The following is a 19,587-nucleotide window of genomic DNA, read 5'->3' as shown; positions in this document are numbered from 1 at the left end:
TCCACTAGATTGGGCCGCGTGACGACGCGGATCGTGATCATCGGTGGGGGGCCGGCTGGCTACGAGGCCGCGCTGGTCGCCGCAGGTCGCGGCAAGGATGTGGCCGAGGTCACGGTGGTGGACAGCGACGGCATCGGTGGCGCCTGTGTGCTCTACGACTGCGTACCGTCCAAGACGTTCATCGCCTCCACCGGGGTGCGCACCGAACTTCGCCGCGCCGCCGGGCTCGGGTTCGAGATCGGCATCGACGACGCCAAGATCTCGCTGCCCCAGATCAACAACCGGGTCAAGACGCTGGCCCGCTCGCAGTCCGCCGACATCGGCACGCAGCTGCTGCGTGAGAAGGTCAACGTCATCGAGGGCCACGGCGAACTGATCGACGACGTGCCCGGCATGGCGCACCACCGCGTCAAGGTCACCGCACGCAGCGGCCAGATCGGGGTCCTGAAGGCCGACGTGGTGCTCATCGCCACCGGCGCCAGCCCGCGGGTGCTGCCCAGCGCGGTGCCCGACGGCGAGCGGATCCTGACCTGGCGCCAGCTCTACGACCTCGCCGAGCTGCCCGAACACTTGGTGATCGTCGGGTCCGGCGTGACCGGTGCGGAGTTCTGCAACGCCTACACCGAGCTCGGTGTCGACGTGACCGTAGTGGCCAGCCGCGACCAGATCCTGCCGCACGAGGACAGCGACGCCGCCGCGGTGCTCGAGGAGGTGTTCGCCGAACGCGGCGTGACGCTGGTCAAGAACGCCAGAGCCGACTCCGTGGTCCGTACCGCCGAGGGAGTCCGGGTGACCATGGCCGACGGTCGCACCGTCGAGGGCAGCCATGCCCTGATGACCGTCGGCTCGGTTCCCAACACCGGTGGCCTGGGTCTGGAGCGGGTCGGCATCGACCTGGGTCCCGGTAACTACATCCCGGTCGACCGGGTGTCGCGGACCTCCGCTGCCGGGATCTACGCCGCCGGGGACTGCACCGGGCTACTGCCGCTGGCCTCGGTCGCGGCCATGCAAGGCCGCATCGCGATGTACCACGCACTGGGGGAAGGGGTGGCCCCGATCCGGCTCCGCACGGTCGCGTCGGCGACGTTCACCCGGCCGGAGATCGCCGCGGTCGGCGTTCCGCAGACCGCCATCGACAGCGGCTCGGTGCCGGCCCGCACCCTGATGCTGCCACTGACCACCAACGCGCGGGCCAAGATGTCGCTGCTGCGCCGCGGCTTCGTCAAGATCTTCTGCCGGCCCGCGACCGGAGTGGTCATCGGCGGTGTGGTGGTCGCGCCGATCGCCTCCGAGCTGATCCTGCCGATCGCCCTGGCGGTGCAGAACCGGATCTCGGTGACCGATCTGGCCCAGACGCTGTCGGTCTACCCCTCGCTGTCCGGATCGATCGTCGAGGCCGCTCGCCGCCTGATGGCACACGACGATCTCGACTAGCCTGGAGGACATGAGCGACCCGATCCAACGACCGGGCACCGGCCAGACCTTCCTCGGGCCCACGCAGCGGGCGCAGGCCTGGGAGCGGCTGAGTGGCGAACAGTTCGACGTCATTGTCGTCGGTGGCGGCGTGGTCGGCGCCGGTGCGGCCCTGGATGCGGCCACCCGCGGGCTCAAGGTGGCGTTGGTGGAGGCGCGCGACTTCGCGTCGGGAACCTCGAGCCGCAGCTCGAAGATGTTCCACGGTGGCCTGCGCTACCTCGAACAGCTGGAGTTCGGCCTGGTCCGTGAGGCCCTGCACGAGCGGGAGCTGTCGCTGACCACGCTGGCGCCGCATCTGGTCAAGCCGCTGCCGTTCCTGTTCCCGTTGACCAAGCGGGTCTGGGAGCGGCCCTACATCGCCGCCGGCATCTTCCTCTACGACCAGCTCGGTGGTGCGAAATCCGTTCCCGCGCAAAAACATCTGACCAAATCCGGTGCGCTGCGGCTGGCGCCCGGACTCAAACGAAGCTCGCTGATCGGCGGCATCCGCTATTACGACACCGTCGTCGATGACGCCCGCCACACCATGACTGTCGCTCGCACGGCCGCCCACTACGGCGCGGTGGTCCGCACCTCCACGCAGGTGGTGTCGCTGCTGCGAGAGGGTGACCGGGTGGTGGGTGCGGCCATCCGCGACTCGGAGGACGGCGCCGTCACTGAGGTGCGCGGCCACGTCGTGATCAACGCGACCGGGGTGTGGACCGACGAGGTCCAGGCGCTGAGCAAGGAGCGGGGCCGGTTTCGGGTGCGCGCCTCCAAGGGTGTGCACATCGTGGTGCCGCGCGACCGCATCGTCTCCGAGGTGGCGATCATCCTGCGCACCGAGAAGTCGGTGCTGTTCGTCATCCCGTGGGGCACGCACTGGATCATCGGGACCACCGACACCGACTGGAACCTGGATCTGGCGCATCCGGCGGCCACCAAGGTCGACATCGACTACATCCTCGACCACGTCAACACGGTGCTGGCCACCCCTCTCACGCACGACGACATCGACGGGGTCTATGCCGGGTTGCGCCCGTTGCTGGCCGGGGAGAGTGAAGAGACCTCCAAGCTGTCCCGCGAACACGCGGTCGCGGTGCCGTCGCCCGGGCTGGTCGCCATCGCGGGCGGTAAGTACACCACCTACCGGGTGATGGCCGCCGACGCCGTCGATGCCGCCGCGGAATTTGTCCCGGCCCGGGTCGCGCCGTCGATCACCGAGAAGGTGCCCCTGATGGGTGCCGATGGATACTTCGCGCTGGTGAACCAGACTCAGAGCGTCGGAGCCCGCTACGGCCTGCACCCCTACCGGGTGCGGCACCTGCTCGACCGGTACGGCTCGCTGATCGACGAAGTGCTGGAGCTTGCGGTCGGCCGCCCCGACCTGCTCGAACCGATCACCGACGCCCCGGTCTACCTCAAGGTCGAGGCTGCCTACGCCGCGACTGCCGAGGGTGCGCTGCACCTGGAGGACATCCTGGCCCGCCGCATGCGGATCTCCATCGAATACCCGCACCGCGGCGTGGACTGTGCCGCCCAGGTCGCCGACATCGTCGCGCCGATCCTCGGTTGGAGCGAGGCCGACTGCGCCCGGGAGGTGGCCACCTACCTGGCCCGGGTGGAGGCCGAAGTGCTGTCCCAGACCCAGCCCGACGACGCCTCCGCCGACGCGCTGCGGGCGTCGGCGCCCGAAGCCCGCGTCGAGATCCTCGAGCCGGTACCCCTGACGTGAGACGTCCGGCCCCGCTCCCGGATCGTGACGGCGTCGGTCCGGCGCGGGTGCGGCTGCGCGGGGGAGCGGTGCTCGTCGAACTGGCCGACCGGTTCGGGGAGGCGGCCGCGGAGAAGGTGTTCGCCGGTGAGGTCGTCGACGCCGACGGTGTGGTCGTCACCGCCGCGACGGTGATGGCGCCGGGATCGCATGTGTACCTGTACCGGGAGCTGCCCGACGAGGTCGTCGTGCCGTTTCCCATCCCGATCCTGTATCAAGACGAGAACCTGGTCGTCGTCGACAAGCCACATTTCCTGGCCACGATGCCGCGCGGTGGTCACGTCGCGCAGACCGCGCTGGTGCAGTTACGCCGTTCGCTCGACCTGCCGGAGCTGAGTCCGGCCCACCGGCTGGACCGGCTGACGGCGGGGGTGTTGTTGTTCACCGTGCGCCGCGAGGTGCGCGGCGCATACCAGACGCTGTTCGCCCGTGGTCTGGTAAGCAAGACCTATCTGGCGCGGTCCTCGGCGTCGCCGCGCATCGAGTTACCGACAGTGGTGCGCAGCCGGATCATCAAGCAGCGCAGGGCTTTACAAGCCTTTGAAGAGCCCGGTGAACCGAATGCCGAAACGCTGGTCGAGGCACTCGGGGGCGGGCGCTACCGGCTGAGCCCTCGCACCGGCCGCACCCACCAACTCCGGGTGCACATGGCCTCGCTCGGGCTGCCCATCGACAACGACCCGCTCTACCCGGTGGTCCTCGACGTAGCGGCCGATGACTTCTCCGCACCGTTGCAGCTGCTGGCCCAACGGCTGGAATTCGACGACCCGCTCACCGGCGAGCCGCGGTCCTTCGTCAGTTCAGCGCAGCTGTAACTGTTTGCGGTAGGCAGCCGGTCCGCATCCGAACCACCGCCGACACGATCGGGTGAGCACGCTCTGCTCGGCGTAGCCGAGCTCGCGGGCCAAGTGTGCCAACGTGATTCGAGTGTCGCGCAGATACCGCGCGGTCAGCTCGCGGCGGGCCTCGTCGACGATCGTGGCGAACGTGGTGCCGTCGGCGGACAGCCGGCGTTGCAGCGCCTTGGGATGCAGGTGCAGCTGCTCGGCCACCAGTTCGAGGGTGACGGTGCCGCTGGGCAGCAGCTGGCGCACCAACGTCCCGACCGATGCGATGGCACGGGGCTCGGCGGTGGTGATGGTGTTCAGATACCGGACGACGGCGTCGTGCGCGAGCTTGTCGCGCCGCAGCGGCCGGGACAGGTCCGCGGTACGGATCGTGAAACCGATTGCGCGCTCGTCGAATACCGGCCGGCAGCCGAAGTAGTCGCGGTAATCGTCGACGTCGGTCAGCGGCGGGTGCGGCAGGTGCACCGACAGTGGGGCGTAGTCCGCGCCGAGCAGGAAACGCAGCACACGCAGGATCACTCCGAGTGACAGTTCGTCGCCCTGCGGATGCGGCGACATGTCCCGGCCGACCATCAGGTACTCGACGAAGGTGCACTCGGGATCGGTCAACATCGTGGTGCGCAGGGTGATCGCCGGGCTGTAGGCGGACAGGAAGTTCTCGAAGATGGCCAATGCGTCGGCGACCGTTGCGGCCGTGCGGGCGGCCACCCCGACCGGACCGAGGATCTCGATGCCCTGCAGCTGCGCCAGCCGGCGACCGAAGTCCGGGGTATCGGTTGCGGTGGCGGCCGACTCGATGGCGACGGCTACTCGGGGCAGTGGGACGAACACGTCCTGGCGTCCGACGCAGGCCGGGTCGATGCCGGCCGCGGCCAGTAGGGCCACGGGATCGCCGCCGAGGCGGGCGACCAGTTGCGGATAGTTCGACAGTGAGGTCCCCCGCACGATCGACATGTCCTCAAATGTCAAGTTTTGGTCGCCGAATGTCAAGGCCGCAGGCGGGCGGGTGCGGCAGCATGGCGGGTATGACGTCGATCGAGACCCGGCGGATCACCGTCGACGGCATCACCACCTCGGTGCTGATCGGCGGTCGTGGTGCACCCGGCGAGGCGGTGGTGTTCGTGCACGGCAACCCCGATGCCGGTGGTGATTGGATGCCGCTGCTGGTGCCTGTCGCCGAGTTCGCCACCGTCGTCGCGCCGGATCTGCCGGGCTTCGGTGCCGCCGACTCGCGGGCGGATGGCGACTACACCGTGGCCGGGTACGCGCGGTTCCTCCACGGCCTGATCGGTCAGCTCGGTATCGACCGCGTGCACCTGGTCGCCCACGACTTCGGCGGGCCGTTCGCGTTGACCTGGGCCGCCGACCACCCCGAGTTGGTCGCCAGCGTCACCCTGCTAAACACGGGTGTGATGATCGGCTACCGCTGGCACCGGATGGCGCGGATCTGGCGCACCCCGTTGCTCGGCGAGTTCATGATGCGCCGGACCACGCTCAGCGTCGCCCGGGCGGTGTTGGGCCGAGAGAACCGTGGCTTGTCGCGGGAGTGGGCGGACGCGATCGCCCGTCACCTGGTGCCGGCCGAGACCAAACGTGCGGTGCTCAAGCTCTACCGGTCCACCCGCGTCGACGACGTCGCCGCGCTGGCCCCGCGGCTGCGCTCGGCTGACCACGACGCCCTGGTGGTGTGGGGCGGCGCCGACTCGTACCTGCCCGCCGAACTGGCCTACCGTCAGACGCAGGCGTTCCCGCGCGCCGACATCCAGATCCTGCCCGGCGTCGGCCACTGGCCGTGGCTGGAGCAGACCGAGCAGGTTGCCGCGCACGTCGTGCCGTTCCTGCGCCGATCAATACTCAAACCGCACAAGGAGATTGAATGTCCAACGTCGTCGATACCCGGCCCGTCAACCTGAATGCCTTCGCGGAGCTGCCCGCCGACGCTCCGGTGTTCATGATCAACCTGCTCAAGTTCAACGAGGGCGAGGGCCGCGAGCGCTACCTGCAGTACGGGCGCGAGGTCCAGCCGCATCTCGATCGGGTGGGCGCCGCCATCCGCTACGCCGGGACATCGCCGGTCAACGTCATCGGTGACGGCGAGCACCCGTGGTGGGACGCCATCCTGGTGGTCGAGTATCCGACACCGCAGGCCTTCGTCAACATGGTCAGCGACCCGGGCTACCAGCAGGTGCACGAGCATCGCGCCGCGGCGCTGGAGCAGGGCGACCTGGTCGCCACCTCGCAATGGGTGGTCGGCTGATCGGCCAATAGGCCGCAATGCCCTGCCGGTGGTGACCTTCGGTCCCTGGCGGGTGGCAGTGACCTGGGTCACGATTGGCGGTATGGACGACGATCACGAGCTGGTCCTCATTGCCGCCTACCGCGACCTCGAGTCGGCGCGCACCGACTTCGGGGAGTTGGAGAAGCGGATCAAGCACGGCCTGGAGTTGCGCGCCGCCGCTCTGGTGACCAAGGACGCCGAGGGGCATCCGCACGTGATCGAGGCGCAGAATCGCCACGGCCGGGTGGCGGCCGGGTTGGGCGCAGGCATGGGAATCCTCGTGGGGCTCTTCTTGCCGCCGGTGGGGCTGGCGGTTGTCGTCGGCGGGGCCGCGGGTGCGCTGGTCGGGGCGTTCGCCGAACATGAGTTGCGCACCGGGCTGCAGCACGAGATCGGCGCCGCTCTTGAGGCCGGCACCGGTGTGGTGATCGCGCTGGTCTATGCCAACGGTCGGGGGCCGGTGGAATCGACCCTGGTGCGCGCGGCGGAGATGCGATCGCTGCGGCTGGATCGGGCGACCATCAGCACTCTCGATGACCTGGTCGCCGAGGCTATCGCTGGCACGACGGACACCAGTAGGTAATCCGTTCGGTGTCGGTCTCGGCACGCCGGATGGGGGTACCGCAACGTCGGCAGGGTTGGCCGGCGCGGCCGTAGACCCACAGTTCCTGGCCGGCCCTGCGATTGCCGGTGGTGGTGCGGTTCCAGCGGCTGCGGTTGGCCCACAACATGTCTCGCGCGCGGGTGGCGACGCGGCGTGGGTCGGTGAGCGTGCCGACCGGGCTGGTGGGCAGGCGGCCGAAGATGAAGCACAGCTCGTTGGCGTAGACGTTGCCGACGCCGGCCAGGTTTCGTTGGTCCAGCAGCGCGGCCGCGATCGGTCGGTCCGGATCGGCGGTCAGGTTCGTCGCGGCGAGATCGGGATCCCAGTCGTCACCCAGTAGGTCGGGGCCCAGATGGGCGACGGCGTCGTCGTCGTGGTCGCGCTCGAGGACTTCCAGGATGCCGAGGTCTATGCCCAGGGCTTGAATCTCACCGGCTTCCAGGATGATTCGGATCTTGTGGGCGCGCGGCACCGGCTTGCCGCGCCGGTCGACCCGCCAGCTGCCGTCCATCTTCAGGTGTGAGTGGATGCTGGCCGGGCCGACGCGGATGAACAGGTGCTTGCCGCGGCTGATCACCTCGTCGACGGTGTGGCCGCTCAGATCCACCGTGGCGTACTGCGGAACGCGGATATCGCAACGGGTCAGCGTCTCGCCGACCAGGGCCTCACGCAGGTTGGCCGCGGTGTGGAAGACGGTGTCGCCTTCGGGCATGGTTCCAGCCTAGAAGGGCGGCGGATCGGCGGTGGTCTTCGCCTCGTTGCATTCGCGTTCCCAGCGGATGCGTGCGGCCCGCTCTTGGGTCCGGGTCTGCCGACGTACGGGCATCATCACCCCCCGTCGCGGCCGGAGATGCAGGCTCGCGGTATCCGGTAGCGCGAGTTTCTCGGTGGGAGTGAAGAACTTCGGGAACAGAAGTGCACCGCCAGGTTTGGTCGTGTAGATGCGACCGCTCGGGGATGTCCAGATGACGGTGCCGTCGGGTTGTTGAGTGTCGCGCCAGCCTTTGGGTCCGGTGTGGAAGGTCTTCAAAAGGTGGTGTACCCGGCACAGCAGTTTCAGGTTGGACGGGTGCGTCGGCCCGAACGGGTACGGCACGGTGTGGTCGATGTCGGCGAATTCGGCGGGGCAGTCGCATCCGGGGAACCGGCACGTCAGATCTCGGCACCGGATGAACTCCGAGAGTGCGGTCGACGGCCGGTACCGCGGCTCGGCGCTGAGCTTCTTGCCGTCGATGATCGGCCGAAGCTTGGCCCGCACGGCCAGTGCCCGCACCGTCTCGGCCGGTATCGTGCCGTAACCGGGCAGTAGTGCTGGGGCGGAGGCCGTCTCGGCGAGCAAGTGAATCACGATCTGGCCCGGCTCTACGCCGTCCGCGCGGACGGGGCACGTATCAGACCCGCACTCGCACATCATTGCCGTGTTTCCGATGGCCAGCGCCGCCAGCGCATCGGCCCGTCGCTGCCGCTTGGTTCGGGGATCGTCGCGGCACACCGACGCGGCGAGCTGATCCAGCCGTCGGTCGAGCGCGGCCGCGTCCGGTGCACGGACTCGTCCCCACACCTCGGCCATGCCGTTGCCCGCCGGGCCGACCTCGACGTGCCGGTCGGCGTCGGCATTGCGCGCCAGCCGTACCGCGTTCGGATCCAACTCGCGGACCAGCCAATCGATGACGTCGGTGAGCTTCTTGTGCGAGAACGAGTTCCACTGGTCTGCGGTGGCTGCCAGGCGTTCGTCCATCGCCGCCAGCACCCCCAGATCCGTCACGAGGCCGGTGCGGAACACCGCCGCGGCCATCACACGGAAGTCGACGGCACCGGAGGCGAATAGCGCGCCCAGCTTCGGCAGCCGCTCGATGAGCTGCAGGCCGTAGTCCATCTGGGTGGACGCACGGCCGCGGCTGATGCCGAGTTCGGCCCCGACTTCCGCGGCAACCGAATCCCAGTTGTCGACGCACCACTGCTGACGCTCGGCGGTGTCGACGTCGTTCATTCGGCGCTGGCACAGCCGGCCGGCTGCCAGGAGCCGGTGAGCGGTCGCGACCCGCTCGGCCCGCTGCGCCTGGCGAATGGTGTCGAGGAGCGCGAGCTCATCGAGTTCTTCGAACATGTGTTCTATTGTGTCACTACCCGGTGACAATTCTGGGCTCCCTTGTGCGACCCTCATCCAAGGATGAACGTGATGACGATGGCCGCCGCGGAGCGCACTGACTTCGCGGATTTGTTGACGGGGCTGACCGCCGCGCAATGGGAAGCGCCGAGCCTGTGCGGGCAGTGGCGTGTCCGAGACGTGGCCGCCCACGTGACTGCCTACCTCGACCGCAGCCGCGCCGCCTTCGTCGGAGCGCTGTTCCGCGCCGGACTGGGCATCGATCGGCTCAACGCGCGCGACCTGTCGGCGCAGGCTTCGGGGGCCGGGTGGCGCTGGTGGAGTGCATGATTCACCAACAAGACATTCGTCGCCCGTACTGCGCGGAGCCTGGGCCGCCCGTCGCTATCGGCTGATCGCCACCGACGTCGAGTGGTCGGCCGGGCACGGCGAGCCGGTCTGGGGCCCGGGCGAAACAATCCTGATGGCGATGGCAGGCCGACCAAGCGCGCTGGCCGAGCTCACCGCCCCGACCTAGCGCAGCCGCAACCCGCGCGGGGTGCGGGAGAACCCGGCATCGACCAGCGCCTCGGCGGTGGTCTTCCGGCCCGCGTGTGCGGCGGCCTCCAAAACCGATACGCCGTCCAGCTTTTCGACGAGCACCCCGCCGAGCCGACCGCTGTTCACCAGTTCCACCAGCGCCCCGGCCGCCGCCCGTTGGGCCTCGTCATCGGCACTGAAGTTCAGCAGCGAACGCCCACCACGCTCCAGGAACCACACCAGCTCACCGTCGACCAGCACCACCAGCGCACCCGCCTTGCGGCCCGGCCGGTGCCCGGCGTCGGCATCGGGCCGCGCCGGCCAGGGCAACGCCGCACCGTACGGATTGGCCGGGTCCGCCGCGGCCAGCACCACCGCGCGATAGTCCGGGCGTTCGGGGTCCACCCCGTCGAGGTAGGTTCGCAGCCGGTCGACCGTCGAGGCCACTGCGAACTGCGCCCCGCCGAGTGACTCCAAGAAATAGCCGCGCTGGCAACGGCCGGCCTCTTCGAACCCGGTGAGCACCTTGTACAGCATGGCGAATCCGCCCGGCACGCCCTCGGCGGCGGCCGCGCCCTTGGTGAGCACACCATGCCGGTTCAGCAGCATCTCGGCCGTGAAGTGCGCTCGCACCGTCGAATCCGGCTCCGGTGCGGGCAGTGCTGACCACCGTCCGGCGACCGTGGGATCGCTCTGCCGGGCCTGCGCATGCGCGACCGAGTACCGGCTCAGCCGCGGTGCTCGCCGCTGGCGGTGCGCCGGTGCGGCCGCCCGGCGCGACCCCGGTCGGCGGCTGCCGGCCAGCATCGCGCGCACCGGGGCGTAGGTGTCACCGGTGATCCAGCCGGCCCAGATCAGTTCCCACAGCGCGGTTTTGAACTCGTCCTCGGGGCCCTGGACGAGCTGGCGGAAGAAGAACGCGCCGCGCGCCTCATCGGCCGATCCCAGTACGTCGAAGATGGCGCGATGGGTGTCGGTGAACTCGATCTCGGCAGGCACGGCGAGGGTCAGTGGCGCGGTGTCGGCGTGGTGGAACGCGATCCAGCCGTCGCTGCCGGAGATCGACCCCGCCCCCGACCAGGTCACCTCGCCGGAGGCCAGCAGCTCGTCGAGCATCGCCGGCTGGTAGTCGCGCACCCGCGGGGAGAGGATCAGGGGCTCGACCGCGGATGCCGGGACTGGCACCCCGGCCAGCTGGTCGATCACCCCGGCCAGCCCGTCGACGCCCGAGGCAGCTGAACCACCGATCTGCTGCCAGGCCGGCAGGAATCGCCCGTAGGCCGCGGTGCTGACGGGTTCCACCTGCGCCCGCAACGCGGCCAGCGAACGGCGGCGCAGAATGCGCAACACCTCGGCGTCGCACCACTGATCGGCATCGGGGCTGGCGATGAACTCGCCGCGCACCAGCTTGCCGTCGACCGACATCCGGCCCAGCACGTCGGCGGCGACCCGCAACCCCAGACCGAAGCGTCCGGTGGCCTCGGCGGTGGTGAACGGTCCGCGGGTACGGGCGAATCTGCTCATCAGCTCGCCGAGCGGGTCGGGCACCGTCTCGGTGAAACTCGTCGGTACCCCGACCGGCACGGCGACACCGACCGCGTCGCGTAGCCGGCCGATGTCCTCGATGCCCGTCCACCACGACTGCCCGGCATAGGAAACCGGCAGCACCCGCTTGGCGGCGTACAGCCCCTCGAGCCAGCCGCCGACGTCCGCGGCTGTCGAACGCTGCGCGATCTCGGCCTCGGTGAGCGGTCCGAGAAGCCGGAGCAGATCGGCCACCCCTTCGGCGTCGCGGGCTTTGCGGTCCTCGGACAAATGCTGCAACTGCCTCGACGTCGCCGCGATCACGTCCGCGTCGAGCAGCTCCCGCAGCTCCACGCGGCCCAACAGCTCGGCGAGCAGGGTGCTGTCCAGCGACAGCGCGGCCGCACGGCGCTCGGCCAGCGGGCTGTCGCCCTCGTACATGAACGCTCCGACATAGCCGAACATCAGCGACGCCGCGAACGGCGAGGGGATCTGCGTCTCCACTTCGACCAGCCGCACCCGGCGCTGGGCGATGCGACCCATCAAGTTGGTAAGGGTCGGCAGGTCGTAGACGTCCTGAAGGCATTCCCGAACCGCCTCGAGCACGATCGGGAAGTCCGGGTATTTCTTTGCCACGTCCAGCAATTGGGCGGCGCGCTGGCGCTGGTGCCACAACGGCGAGCGCTTGCCGGGATGGCGCCGTGGCAGCAGCAGGGCCCGCGCCGCGCACTCGCGGAACCGGGCGGCGAACAACGCCGAGCCGCCCACCTCGGTGGTGACCAGCGGCTCGATCTCGTCGGCCTCGAACACGAACAAGTCCGCGCCGGGTGGGGCATCCTCGGTATCGGGCAGCCGCACCACGATGCCGTCGTCGGAGGCAGTCGGCTTCTCGTCGATGCCGTAGCGCTCCAGCAGCCGGCGGCTGATCGCCAGCGCGAGCGGGCCGTGCACCTTCAGCCCGTAGGGCGAGTGCAGCACCACTCGCCAGTCGCCCAGCTCGTCGCGGAAGCGTTCCACCACCAGCGTCGTGTCACTGGGCACCACCGAGGTGGCGCCGCGCTGATCATCGAGCAGCTGCCACAGGTTGTCGGTGGCGTAGTCGGCGAAACCGAGCGCTGCACAACGTGTCTCGAACTCGTCACGACCGAGGGTGGCCAGCTCTCCGGTGAACTTGCCGATTGCCTGGCCCAGCTCGGCGGGCCGCCCGGCGTCGTCACCCCGCCAGAACGGCAGCCGGGCCGGTTGTCCCGGAGCCGGGATCACCAGCACCCGGTCGTGGGTGATCTCGGTGATCCGCCAGCTCGTCGCACCCAGCGAGATCACGTCACCCGGTCGTGACTCGTAGACCATCTCCTCATCGAGTTCACCGACACGCGAGGGCTTTTCGGACTCGGTGGCGAGGTAGACGGTGAACATGCCACGGTCCGGTATCGCCCCGCCGGAGGTCACCGCCAAGCGCTGGGCGCCGGGGCGGGCGCTCAGCGTGCCGGTGTCGCGGTCGTAGACAAGCCGAGGGCGCAGCTCGGCGAAGTCGGTGGACGGGTACTTGCCGGACAGTAGATCCAGCGTCGCCTCGAACGCACTGCGCGGCAGGGTTGCGAACGGGGCACTGCGGCGCACCACGTCGAACCACTCGTCGGCACTGATCGGTTCCAGCGCGCACGCCGCCACGGTGTGCTGGGCCAGGATGTCCAGCGGATTCGCCGGCACCCGCATGGTCTCGATCTGCCCGGCCAGCATGCGCTGAACGCTGACCGCGCAGCCGATCAGATCGGTGCGGTGCTTGGGAAACAGCACACCCCGGGAGATCTCGCCGACCTGGTGGCCCGCCCGACCGATGCGCTGCAGTCCGCTGGCCACCGACGGCGGGGCCTCTACCTGGATCACCAGATCCACCGCGCCCATGTCGATGCCGAGTTCGAGGCTCGACGTCGCGACCACCGCCTTGAGCCGCCCGCTCTTGAGATCGTCCTCGACGGCGGCCCGCTGCTCCTTGGACACCGAGCCGTGGTGCGCGCGGGCCAGCAGCGGCTCGGCCCCGTAGGTCTGACCGCTGCCCATGATGTGCGCAGGCGGCCCACCGGGCACCTGGCGGTTGGGCGGGGCGTCCAGCTCCAAACCGGACCGTTCGGCATGAATCTCGTTGATACGCGCGGTGAGTCGTTCGGCCAGCCGCCGCGAGTTGGCGAACACGATCGTCGAGTTGTGCGCTTCGATCAGGTCGACGACCCGGGCCTCCACGTCCGGCCAGATCGAGTTGTTCTCCAGATTGGCCATATCGGGCACCGGCACCTGCACGGTCAGCTCGAACGTCTTAGCCGCCGGCGGGGCGACGACGGTTGTCGGCCTGCTGCCGGAGAGGAACCGGGCGACCTCCTCGGGCGGGCGCACCGTCGCCGACAGCCCGATTCGCTGGGCCGGGTTGGCCAGCAGCGCGTCGAGCCGTTCCAGCGACAGGGCCAGGTGCGCGCCGCGCTTGGTGCCGGCCACCGCGTGCACCTCGTCGACGATCACCGTCTGCACCCCGGCCAGGGTGTCGCGGGCAGCGGAGGTGAGCATCAGGAACAGCGACTCGGGCGTGGTGATCAGGATGTCCGGCGGCTTGGTGATCAGTGCGCGCCGCTCGGCGGGCGGGGTGTCCCCGGAGCGGACGCCGACGCTGATCGCGGGAACGGGAAGGCCGTCGCGCTCGGCGATGCGGGTGATGCCGGTCAGGGGGGTGCGCAGGTTGCGTTCGACGTCGACGGCCAGCGCCTTCAACGGAGAGACATACAGCACCCGGGTGCCCGATCGTTCGGGTTCGTGGGCGAGCCGGTCGATCGCCCACAGGAACGCCGCCAACGTCTTGCCCGACCCGGTGGGGGCGATGACCAGGGTGTTGTCACCGTCGGCGATAGCCGACCAGGCCGCGGTCTGGGCCGCGGTGGGCTTGACGAACGTGCCCGCGAACCAGCCCCGGGTCAGGGGGCTGAACCGGGCCATCGCCTGGTCGGAACTCACCCGTCCAGAGTGCCAGCCACCACCGACAGAAACCTCAGTCGATCGAATCGAAGTCCACCCACAGGTGCCGCGGGCCGCGGAACACCTGATTGTGCCGGTACGGCGGGGGATCGACGACCAGCCGCGGCGAGCGCACCCGGCGCAGGAAGATCTCGAGGGCGACGTTGATCTCGAGGCGGGCCAGCGGCCCGCCGAAACAGGTGTGGATGCCGCTGCCGAAACCCAGGTGCTCGTTGTCCTGCCGCATCGGGTCGAACCGATCCGGGTGCGCGAAACGCCGAGGGTCCCTGTTCGCGGCCGCCCACACCAGGAAGACCGCTGACCCGGCCGGGATCCGCGTCCCGCCGATCTCGATGTCCGCGGTGGCCCAGCGGCTAGGGAAGAACTGCACCGCCCCCTGCAGGCGTTGCACCTCTTCGATCGTGCGGGGAACCAGGTCGGGGTCGTCGCGGACCAGATCCCAGGAGCCCTGGTTGCGCAGCAGCGTCATCACGCAGTTGGTGATGGTGTTGACCGTGGAGTCGTGTCCGGCGACCAGCAGCAGCATCGCGTTGGACTCCGCCTCGGCCTTCGACACGGGCCCGTCCGGGCCGTCGTCGTGCAGTGCTGCCGAGAGCAGGCCGGGTCCCGGCTCGCGGCTCAGGCGCTCGATGAGTTCGTGGACGTAGGTGCTCAGCGCGGCCATGCTCGCTGCGGCCTTCGCCGCGGCGGCGCGGCCCTCCTCGGTGTGCGCCTCCGGCCCGACATCGGCGCCCTGCATGAAATCGGTGACCCAGGCGTGGAACTGCGGCTCGTCGGCGAGCGGCGCGCCCAGCACCGTGAAGATCACCGACACCGGGATCGGGTAGGAGAAGTCGTCGACGACGTCCATCCGGGTACCGCCGCGTGCCTTGACCTTGTCGAGCAGCGTGTTGGCGAGGTCGGCGACCATCGCCTCCATGCTGGGGATCAGGCCGGGGGAGTGCGGCGGACCGAAGTGCCGCATGAACTGCCGGCGCATCCGGTCGTGGGCGGGCGGGTCGGAGACCAGCATGCTCATGTCGCGCGCCTGGGCCGCTTCGGCAGCTTCGAGGTGGGTTTCATGCTCGCCGAACAGGCCCGACGGGCTGCGGCTGATGTCGGAGCTGACGCGCGGATCATGGGACAGTGCAACCGCTTCCGGGTATCCGGTGACGACGTAAGTCTTGTCTGACACCTTCGCGACCGGCGTCTTGCGCAGCTCGTCGAAGTAGGGGTAGGGGTTCGGGCGGTTTTCGAACTTCATCGCCTCGGCCCAGGCGGTGGCGGCGTCCATGGGAGTGTGTCTCCTTAAGCGCGCGGCCGGAACTCGGCGCTGCGGTCGGTGGGGTCGTGTCCGGTGAGCACCACGTCGGGGTTGCCCGCGGGTTCACGCGGATCGGGGAAGCGGGCGGGCACCGGTGCGGCGTCCGCCGGACGGTCGTAACCGGGCGGCGGTGGCGGGAACGGTGCGGACTTCTCGATCAGCGAGGCGTAGTAAGGCAACCACTTGCCGTGGTTGAAGGTCACCGCGCCGACGATGCGCCCGCGCCTGCCGTAGGCCGCCGCGAAGCGGCGTTCGGAGGGCGAACCCTGGGTGAAGACAATCTGGTCACCGTAGGAGCACACTCCGACGCTCTTGACGTTCACTCCGAACTGGCCCGACCAGAACGACGGCAGCGGGAGGTGCGGGCGGCGGCCGACATCGAGGTGAAGCATGTTGTTGGCAGCCACCTGAGCTCCGAAAACCGCGTTGTCCCAATGTTCCTGGGATAGGAACTCGTACCCGTAGAGCACGTGGGGGGCACGCGCGACGTCACCGGCGACGAAGATGTGGTCGGTCACCACTCCGTTGATGTCGAACGCCCGGCACCCGGCGTCACAAGCCAGTCCCCACTGGCCGGCCGCCAGGCCCGCGCCGTCGAGCCACTCCACGTTGCGGATCGAGCCCAGCGAGGCCACCACCACGTCGACGTCGAGAACGGTGCCATCGGACAGATGCGCCTGCCGCACGTGCCCGGAGCTGTCGCCGGACAGGCCCTCCACCGCCACTCCGGTGCGCAGGTCCACGCCGGCGTCGCGCATCATGCCGGCGGCGATCTCACTGATCACCCCGCCGAGCGCACCCATCAGCGGGCCCTTGCCGCGCTCGGCGACGGTCACCGGCAGGTCGAGATCGCGGCACACCGAGGCGATTTCGGATCCGACGAAGCCCGAGCCTACGATTAGCACCCGCTTCGGGCGGGCCTTGAGTGCGGCGGCCAGTGCGGCGGCGTCGGTCACGGTGCGCATGGTGAACACGCCCTGCAGCGCGCCTTCCTCGGGCTTGGGCCACGGCCGCGCCCTGGTGCCGGTCGCGATCAGCAGCCGGTCGTATCCGACGTCGCGGCCGTTGGCCAGCTTCACCGCATGGTTCACCCGGTCGAGGCCGACGGCGGCCACGCCGAGCATCCAGTCGGCGTCGACCCGGCGCAGCCGCGGCAGCTTGGTGTGGTCGGCGGGCACCCAGCCCTTGAGCACCTGCTTGGACAGCGGCGGCCGGTCGTAGGGTTCGTGCGGCTCGTCACCGATGATGGTCAACGAGCCGTTGAAGCCCTTCTCTCGCAACGCCTCCGCAGCACGCAGTCCGGCCAGCGAGGCGCCAACGATCGCGATCCTGCCCTCGGCGCGAAATTTGGCAACGACCTCGTCGAGCGAGTACGTGCCACTCATTGGGTATCCCGATCAGCCGGGGGGTCGACCTCGACGATGATGGCCTGCACGGGGCACGAGGCCGCCGCACGCAGCACCCGCTGCCGTTGGGAGTCGTCGGGGTTGGGGTCGTACGCCAAGGCCTCCTCACCGACCAGCTGGAGAACGTCCGGTGCCAGGGGCACGCATTGGGCATATCCCTGGCACTTGTTCAGATCGACGACCAAGCGCATGACCGCCGAGACTAGCCCCGCAGGAGGCCCGACGTGGCAATTTAAGTTGACGCGGGAGCTAAATGACGCTTGCTATTTCGGCCTTCAAGGGAATGTTGCACCGGTTGCGCAGGTCGACGCCGGGCTGGCGGATCGCATTGAGCTCGTCGCGCACCTGGGGGTTGGCGGCCAGGTAGTCCTGCGTCTGCTGCTTGGCATCGGACTTCTTCAGGCCCTGCAGGCTGGTGAAGAAATCGTTGACGTCGGGATGGGTGAACAGATACGTCGTCATCGACGCCGAGACGCCGGTCATCACAGCGGTGACGTCGGCTGTCGTGCAGTTGGGGATCGGGTCGGCGGCTGCGGTTGCGGCCGAGCCAACAAGTACGCCGCCGCCGGCCAGGACCACCGCTGCGACGCGTCGGATGTGGCGAGTTGCAGAGTTCATGCGGCTCCTAGGTCGTGATATCCGGTTGGTTGGCAGTGTAGACAACTCACAGCTGTCTATAGGCGGTTGTGGCTGGGTACGATCAGCAAAACAACCCGGAGGACAACTCATGCAGCTACATCAGCTTCTGCTCCTGCCCGTCGCCGGTATCGGCGCCGTCACCGCGATTCTGTCCGCCCCGATTGCTGCCGCAGATGTCACCGGAAGTAACTCGCAGCTTCCGCAATGCGAGACCTTCGACGGCAGCTCCGTCGTGGGCGGACAGACCACCGAGTGCGCGACCCCGGGCAACGTCCAGTTGAACTCCACGCCGCAGCAGTACCCCGGTGAGGAGGGCTTCTACGGCTTCCCCGCCTTCGGCTTCTGGTGACCGAAGTCCGGCCGTTCCGGATCGCGGTGCCCGACGAGGTGCTGACCGATCTGCGTGAGCGTCTCACCCGGACTCGATGGCCCGAACGGGAGTGTGTCGACGACTGGAGCCAGGGCATCCCGCTGGACTACACCCGAGAGCTGGCCGCCTACTGGGCCGACGGATACGACTGGCGGGAACGGGAAGCGGCGCTCAACCGCTTCGATCAGTTCGTTACCGAGATCGACGGGCTGGACATCCATTTCGTCCACCAGCGCTCGGCCAATCCCGATGCGCTGCCGTTGATCATCACCCACGGCTGGCCAGGGTCGATCGTCGAATTCCACAAGGTGATCGAGCCGCTGTCGCGCGACTTCCACGTGGTGTGCCCGTCGCTGCCCGGTTACGGCTTCTCCGGAAAGCCCACCCGCGCGGGGTGGTCGGTGGAGAAAATCGCCGACGCGTGGGCGACGCTGATGACCCGGCTCGGCTACGACCGCTACGGTGCGCAGGGCGGCGACTGGGGTTCGGCCATCACCGCCCAGATGGGCCGAAACGGCAAGGGCTGCATCGCGATTCACATCAACATGCCGCTCGGATTCCCGACCGGCGACAGCGGGCAGGAACCGACCCCGGCCGAGGCCGCCGCCTATGCCCGGATGGGTGAGCACGTCCGCTGGGGCACAGGGTATTCCGAGGAGCAGGCCACCCGACCGCAGACGCTGGGCTACGGCCTGACCGATTCGCCGGTCGGGCAGCTGGCCTGGATCGTGGAGAAGTTCTGGGCGTGGACCGACTGCGACGGCCACCCAGAAAACGTCCTGACCCGCGACGAGATGCTCGACAACGTGATGCTGTACTGGGTGACCGCGTCGGCGACTTCCTCGGCGCGGCTGTACTGGCAGAGCTTCAAGAATCTCGTTGACGGCGGTCCGGTTCCGGTGCCGACCGGGGTGGCAGCGTTCCCCAAGGAGATCGTGCCCAGCCCCCGTAACTGGTGCGAGTCGCGCTACCACATCACGCACTGGACCGACATGCCGCGCGGCGGACATTTCGCCGCCTTCGAACAACCCGAGCTGTTCGTCGAGGACGTTCGGGCGTTCTTCGCCACGGTGCGCTAACGCCGCTGTGCTGCCACCGTCAGCGCGGCGGGGATTCCCGGCACCCGGGCGATGGCGTCCAGCAGGGCGTGCGCACCGGAGTCGGCCAGGTGGTCGGCGTCGACGGACGGGTCGAGGATGTGCTGGCGGCACAGCTCGAAAGTGAACGCCAGCCAGGCGTAGACGATCACCCGCAGGTCGCGCTCGACCTTGGAGTCGAGGTCACCGGAGGTGACGTCGGTGATGGCGGCCATGATCCGCTGCATCTGCCGCTCGTTGTCGACGTCGTCGATGCCTCGCAGCACCGGGTCGCTGCGGCCCATGCCGATGTAGGCCGCCCACGCGCCGTGCGGATGCTCCTCGTCGTAGCGGATGTAGGCGAGCACGCCGGCGCGCAATCGGTGGAACAGGCTGTCGCCGTCGTCGGCGGCGGTGTTGGTGGCCTCGAACAGCCGCTCACTCTCGGCGCGCACCACCGCGGCGAAGAACGCCCGCTTATCGGGGAAATAGTGGTACATCAGCGCTCGCGACACCCCGGCCCGTTCGGCGATCTCGTCGATACGGACCTCGTCGTAGGGCCGCTGCCCGAACACCTCGGCGCCCAGTGCCAGCAGTTCGCTGCGCCGGTCGTCGGGGGACAGCCGGCGGCGGGCGGGGGACTCGGCCATCGGCACATCCTAG

The 19,587-nt window shown here is 69.1% G+C and carries 17 protein-coding genes and 1 pseudogene; 9 read left to right on the top strand and 9 right to left on the bottom strand.

The window, feature by feature from the left end:
- Window positions 1-18 precede the first annotated feature (18 nt).
- The 3 genes from ACXDF8_RS12005 to ACXDF8_RS11995 are packed head-to-tail and all read left to right on the top strand — an operon-like array spanning window position 19 to window position 4,044.
- Entirely contained in the window at window positions 19-1,434 is a 1,416-nt protein-coding gene (locus ACXDF8_RS12005) for an NAD(P)H-quinone dehydrogenase (RefSeq protein ID WP_457223481.1), read from the top strand.
- A 10-nt stretch (window positions 1,435-1,444) separates the two neighbouring features.
- Window positions 1,445-3,190, top strand: a complete 1,746-nt coding sequence (locus ACXDF8_RS12000) for a glycerol-3-phosphate dehydrogenase/oxidase (protein WP_457223480.1) — start codon at window positions 1,445-1,447, stop codon at window positions 3,188-3,190.
- Window positions 3,187-4,044 carry a pseudouridine synthase gene (locus tag ACXDF8_RS11995; protein ID WP_457223479.1) on the top strand — a complete coding sequence of 286 codons (858 nt, stop codon included), beginning with the start codon at window positions 3,187-3,189 and terminating at the stop codon, window positions 4,042-4,044. The genes ACXDF8_RS12000 and ACXDF8_RS11995 overlap by 4 nt, the downstream gene beginning before the upstream one ends.
- On the opposite strand, the gene ACXDF8_RS11990 is transcribed toward ACXDF8_RS11995, so the two are convergent.
- Complete coding sequence (locus ACXDF8_RS11990; RefSeq protein WP_457223478.1) at window positions 4,030-5,031, bottom strand: AraC family transcriptional regulator; 1,002 nt, start codon at window positions 5,029-5,031, stop codon at window positions 4,030-4,032. The two genes, ACXDF8_RS11995 and ACXDF8_RS11990, sit on opposite strands and share 15 nt — an antisense overlap.
- Before the next feature lie 71 nt (window positions 5,032-5,102).
- Here ACXDF8_RS11990 and ACXDF8_RS11985 point away from each other — a divergent pair, with 71 nt between their 5' ends.
- Genes ACXDF8_RS11985 through ACXDF8_RS11975 form a run of 3 tightly spaced genes read left to right on the top strand, consistent with a single transcriptional unit; the run spans window position 5,103 to window position 6,938 of the window.
- Window positions 5,103-5,990 (top strand): alpha/beta fold hydrolase, encoded by an 888-nt coding sequence (locus ACXDF8_RS11985; protein ID WP_457223477.1) that lies wholly within the window; start codon window positions 5,103-5,105, stop codon window positions 5,988-5,990.
- Window positions 5,954-6,334, top strand: a complete 381-nt coding sequence (locus tag ACXDF8_RS11980) for a DUF1330 domain-containing protein (protein ID WP_457223476.1) — start codon at window positions 5,954-5,956, stop codon at window positions 6,332-6,334. The genes ACXDF8_RS11985 and ACXDF8_RS11980 overlap by 37 nt, the downstream gene beginning before the upstream one ends.
- Before the next feature lie 31 nt (window positions 6,335-6,365).
- Window positions 6,366-6,938 (top strand): DUF1269 domain-containing protein, encoded by a 573-nt coding sequence (locus tag ACXDF8_RS11975; protein WP_457223475.1) that lies wholly within the window; start codon window positions 6,366-6,368, stop codon window positions 6,936-6,938.
- On the opposite strand, the gene nei2 is transcribed toward ACXDF8_RS11975, so the two are convergent.
- Complete coding sequence (gene nei2 / locus ACXDF8_RS11970; protein WP_457223474.1) at window positions 6,907-7,671, bottom strand: endonuclease VIII Nei2; 765 nt, start codon at window positions 7,669-7,671, stop codon at window positions 6,907-6,909. The genes ACXDF8_RS11975 and nei2 overlap by 32 nt on opposite strands.
- A gap of 9 nt (window positions 7,672-7,680) precedes the next feature.
- The gene (locus tag ACXDF8_RS11965; protein WP_457223473.1) at window positions 7,681-9,066 is read right to left on the bottom strand and encodes an HNH endonuclease signature motif containing protein; all 1,386 of its coding nucleotides are present in this window, start codon (window positions 9,064-9,066) and stop codon (window positions 7,681-7,683) included.
- 63 nt (window positions 9,067-9,129) lie between these two features.
- Between ACXDF8_RS11965 and ACXDF8_RS11960 the strand changes: the two are divergent.
- Window positions 9,130-9,583 (top strand): annotated as a pseudogene (locus ACXDF8_RS11960) (maleylpyruvate isomerase family mycothiol-dependent enzyme).
- On the opposite strand, the gene ACXDF8_RS11955 reads toward ACXDF8_RS11960, so the two are convergent.
- From ACXDF8_RS11955 to ACXDF8_RS11935, 5 genes are read right to left on the bottom strand one after another with little or no spacing between them, the layout of a single operon-like run.
- Window positions 9,580-14,091 carry an ATP-dependent helicase gene (locus ACXDF8_RS11955; RefSeq protein WP_457223602.1) on the bottom strand — a complete coding sequence of 1,504 codons (4,512 nt, stop codon included), beginning with the start codon at window positions 14,089-14,091 and terminating at the stop codon, window positions 9,580-9,582. The pseudogene ACXDF8_RS11960 and the gene ACXDF8_RS11955 overlap by 4 nt on opposite strands.
- A gap of 52 nt (window positions 14,092-14,143) precedes the next feature.
- Window positions 14,144-15,403, bottom strand: a complete 1,260-nt coding sequence (locus ACXDF8_RS11950) for a cytochrome P450 (protein ID WP_457223472.1) — start codon at window positions 15,401-15,403, stop codon at window positions 14,144-14,146.
- Between the two features lie 14 nt (window positions 15,404-15,417).
- Window positions 15,418-16,818 (bottom strand): NAD(P)/FAD-dependent oxidoreductase, encoded by a 1,401-nt coding sequence (locus ACXDF8_RS11945; protein ID WP_457223471.1) that lies wholly within the window; start codon window positions 16,816-16,818, stop codon window positions 15,418-15,420.
- Window positions 16,815-17,030: a ferredoxin gene (locus ACXDF8_RS11940; RefSeq protein ID WP_457223470.1), complete on the bottom strand. Its 216-nt coding sequence runs from the start codon at window positions 17,028-17,030 to the stop codon at window positions 16,815-16,817. Before ACXDF8_RS11940 ends, ACXDF8_RS11945 begins: the two co-directional genes overlap by 4 nt.
- A gap of 58 nt (window positions 17,031-17,088) precedes the next feature.
- Window positions 17,089-17,457 (bottom strand): heme-binding protein, encoded by a 369-nt coding sequence (locus ACXDF8_RS11935; RefSeq protein WP_457223469.1) that lies wholly within the window; start codon window positions 17,455-17,457, stop codon window positions 17,089-17,091.
- A 109-nt stretch (window positions 17,458-17,566) separates the two neighbouring features.
- Here ACXDF8_RS11935 and ACXDF8_RS11930 point away from each other — a divergent pair, with 109 nt between their 5' ends.
- A complete protein-coding gene (locus tag ACXDF8_RS11930) occupies window positions 17,567-17,827 on the top strand; it encodes a hypothetical protein (RefSeq protein WP_457223468.1) in 261 nt (86 codons plus the stop codon).
- Window positions 17,824-18,927 (top strand): epoxide hydrolase family protein, encoded by a 1,104-nt coding sequence (locus tag ACXDF8_RS11925; protein WP_457223467.1) that lies wholly within the window; start codon window positions 17,824-17,826, stop codon window positions 18,925-18,927. Before ACXDF8_RS11930 ends, ACXDF8_RS11925 begins: the two co-directional genes overlap by 4 nt.
- Here the strand turns inward: ACXDF8_RS11925 and ACXDF8_RS11920 are convergent.
- Entirely contained in the window at window positions 18,924-19,574 is a 651-nt protein-coding gene (locus ACXDF8_RS11920) for a TetR/AcrR family transcriptional regulator (protein WP_457223466.1), read from the bottom strand. The genes ACXDF8_RS11925 and ACXDF8_RS11920 overlap by 4 nt on opposite strands.
- Between the last annotated feature and the right edge of the window lie 13 nt (window positions 19,575-19,587).

Source organism: Mycolicibacterium sp. CBM1 (assembly GCF_054073305.1).
This window is presented reverse-complemented; position numbering and strand designations above follow the sequence as displayed.

Bases quoted from the DNA above. Each gene is read 5' to 3' on its own strand.
- ACXDF8_RS12000 (WP_457223480.1), top strand. From the start codon at position 1,445: ATGAGCGACCCGATCCAACGACCGGGCACCGGCCAGACCTTCCTCGGG.
- ACXDF8_RS11990 (WP_457223478.1), bottom strand. From the start codon at position 5,031: ATGTCGATCGTGCGGGGGACCTCACTGTCGAACTATCCGCAACTGGTC.
- ACXDF8_RS11985 (WP_457223477.1), top strand. From the start codon at position 5,103: ATGACGTCGATCGAGACCCGGCGGATCACCGTCGACGGCATCACCACC.
- ACXDF8_RS11980 (WP_457223476.1), top strand. From the start codon at position 5,954: ATGTCCAACGTCGTCGATACCCGGCCCGTCAACCTGAATGCCTTCGCG.
- nei2 (WP_457223474.1), bottom strand. From the start codon at position 7,671: ATGCCCGAAGGCGACACCGTCTTCCACACCGCGGCCAACCTGCGTGAG.
- ACXDF8_RS11965 (WP_457223473.1), bottom strand. From the start codon at position 9,066: ATGTTCGAAGAACTCGATGAGCTCGCGCTCCTCGACACCATTCGCCAG.
- ACXDF8_RS11955 (WP_457223602.1), bottom strand. From the start codon at position 14,091: ATGGCCCGGTTCAGCCCCCTGACCCGGGGCTGGTTCGCGGGCACGTTC.
- ACXDF8_RS11950 (WP_457223472.1), bottom strand. From the start codon at position 15,403: ATGGACGCCGCCACCGCCTGGGCCGAGGCGATGAAGTTCGAAAACCGC.
- ACXDF8_RS11945 (WP_457223471.1), bottom strand. From the start codon at position 16,818: ATGAGTGGCACGTACTCGCTCGACGAGGTCGTTGCCAAATTTCGCGCC.
- ACXDF8_RS11940 (WP_457223470.1), bottom strand. From the start codon at position 17,030: ATGCGCTTGGTCGTCGATCTGAACAAGTGCCAGGGATATGCCCAATGC.
- ACXDF8_RS11935 (WP_457223469.1), bottom strand. From the start codon at position 17,457: ATGAACTCTGCAACTCGCCACATCCGACGCGTCGCAGCGGTGGTCCTG.
- ACXDF8_RS11930 (WP_457223468.1), top strand. From the start codon at position 17,567: ATGCAGCTACATCAGCTTCTGCTCCTGCCCGTCGCCGGTATCGGCGCC.
- ACXDF8_RS11920 (WP_457223466.1), bottom strand. From the start codon at position 19,574: ATGGCCGAGTCCCCCGCCCGCCGCCGGCTGTCCCCCGACGACCGGCGC.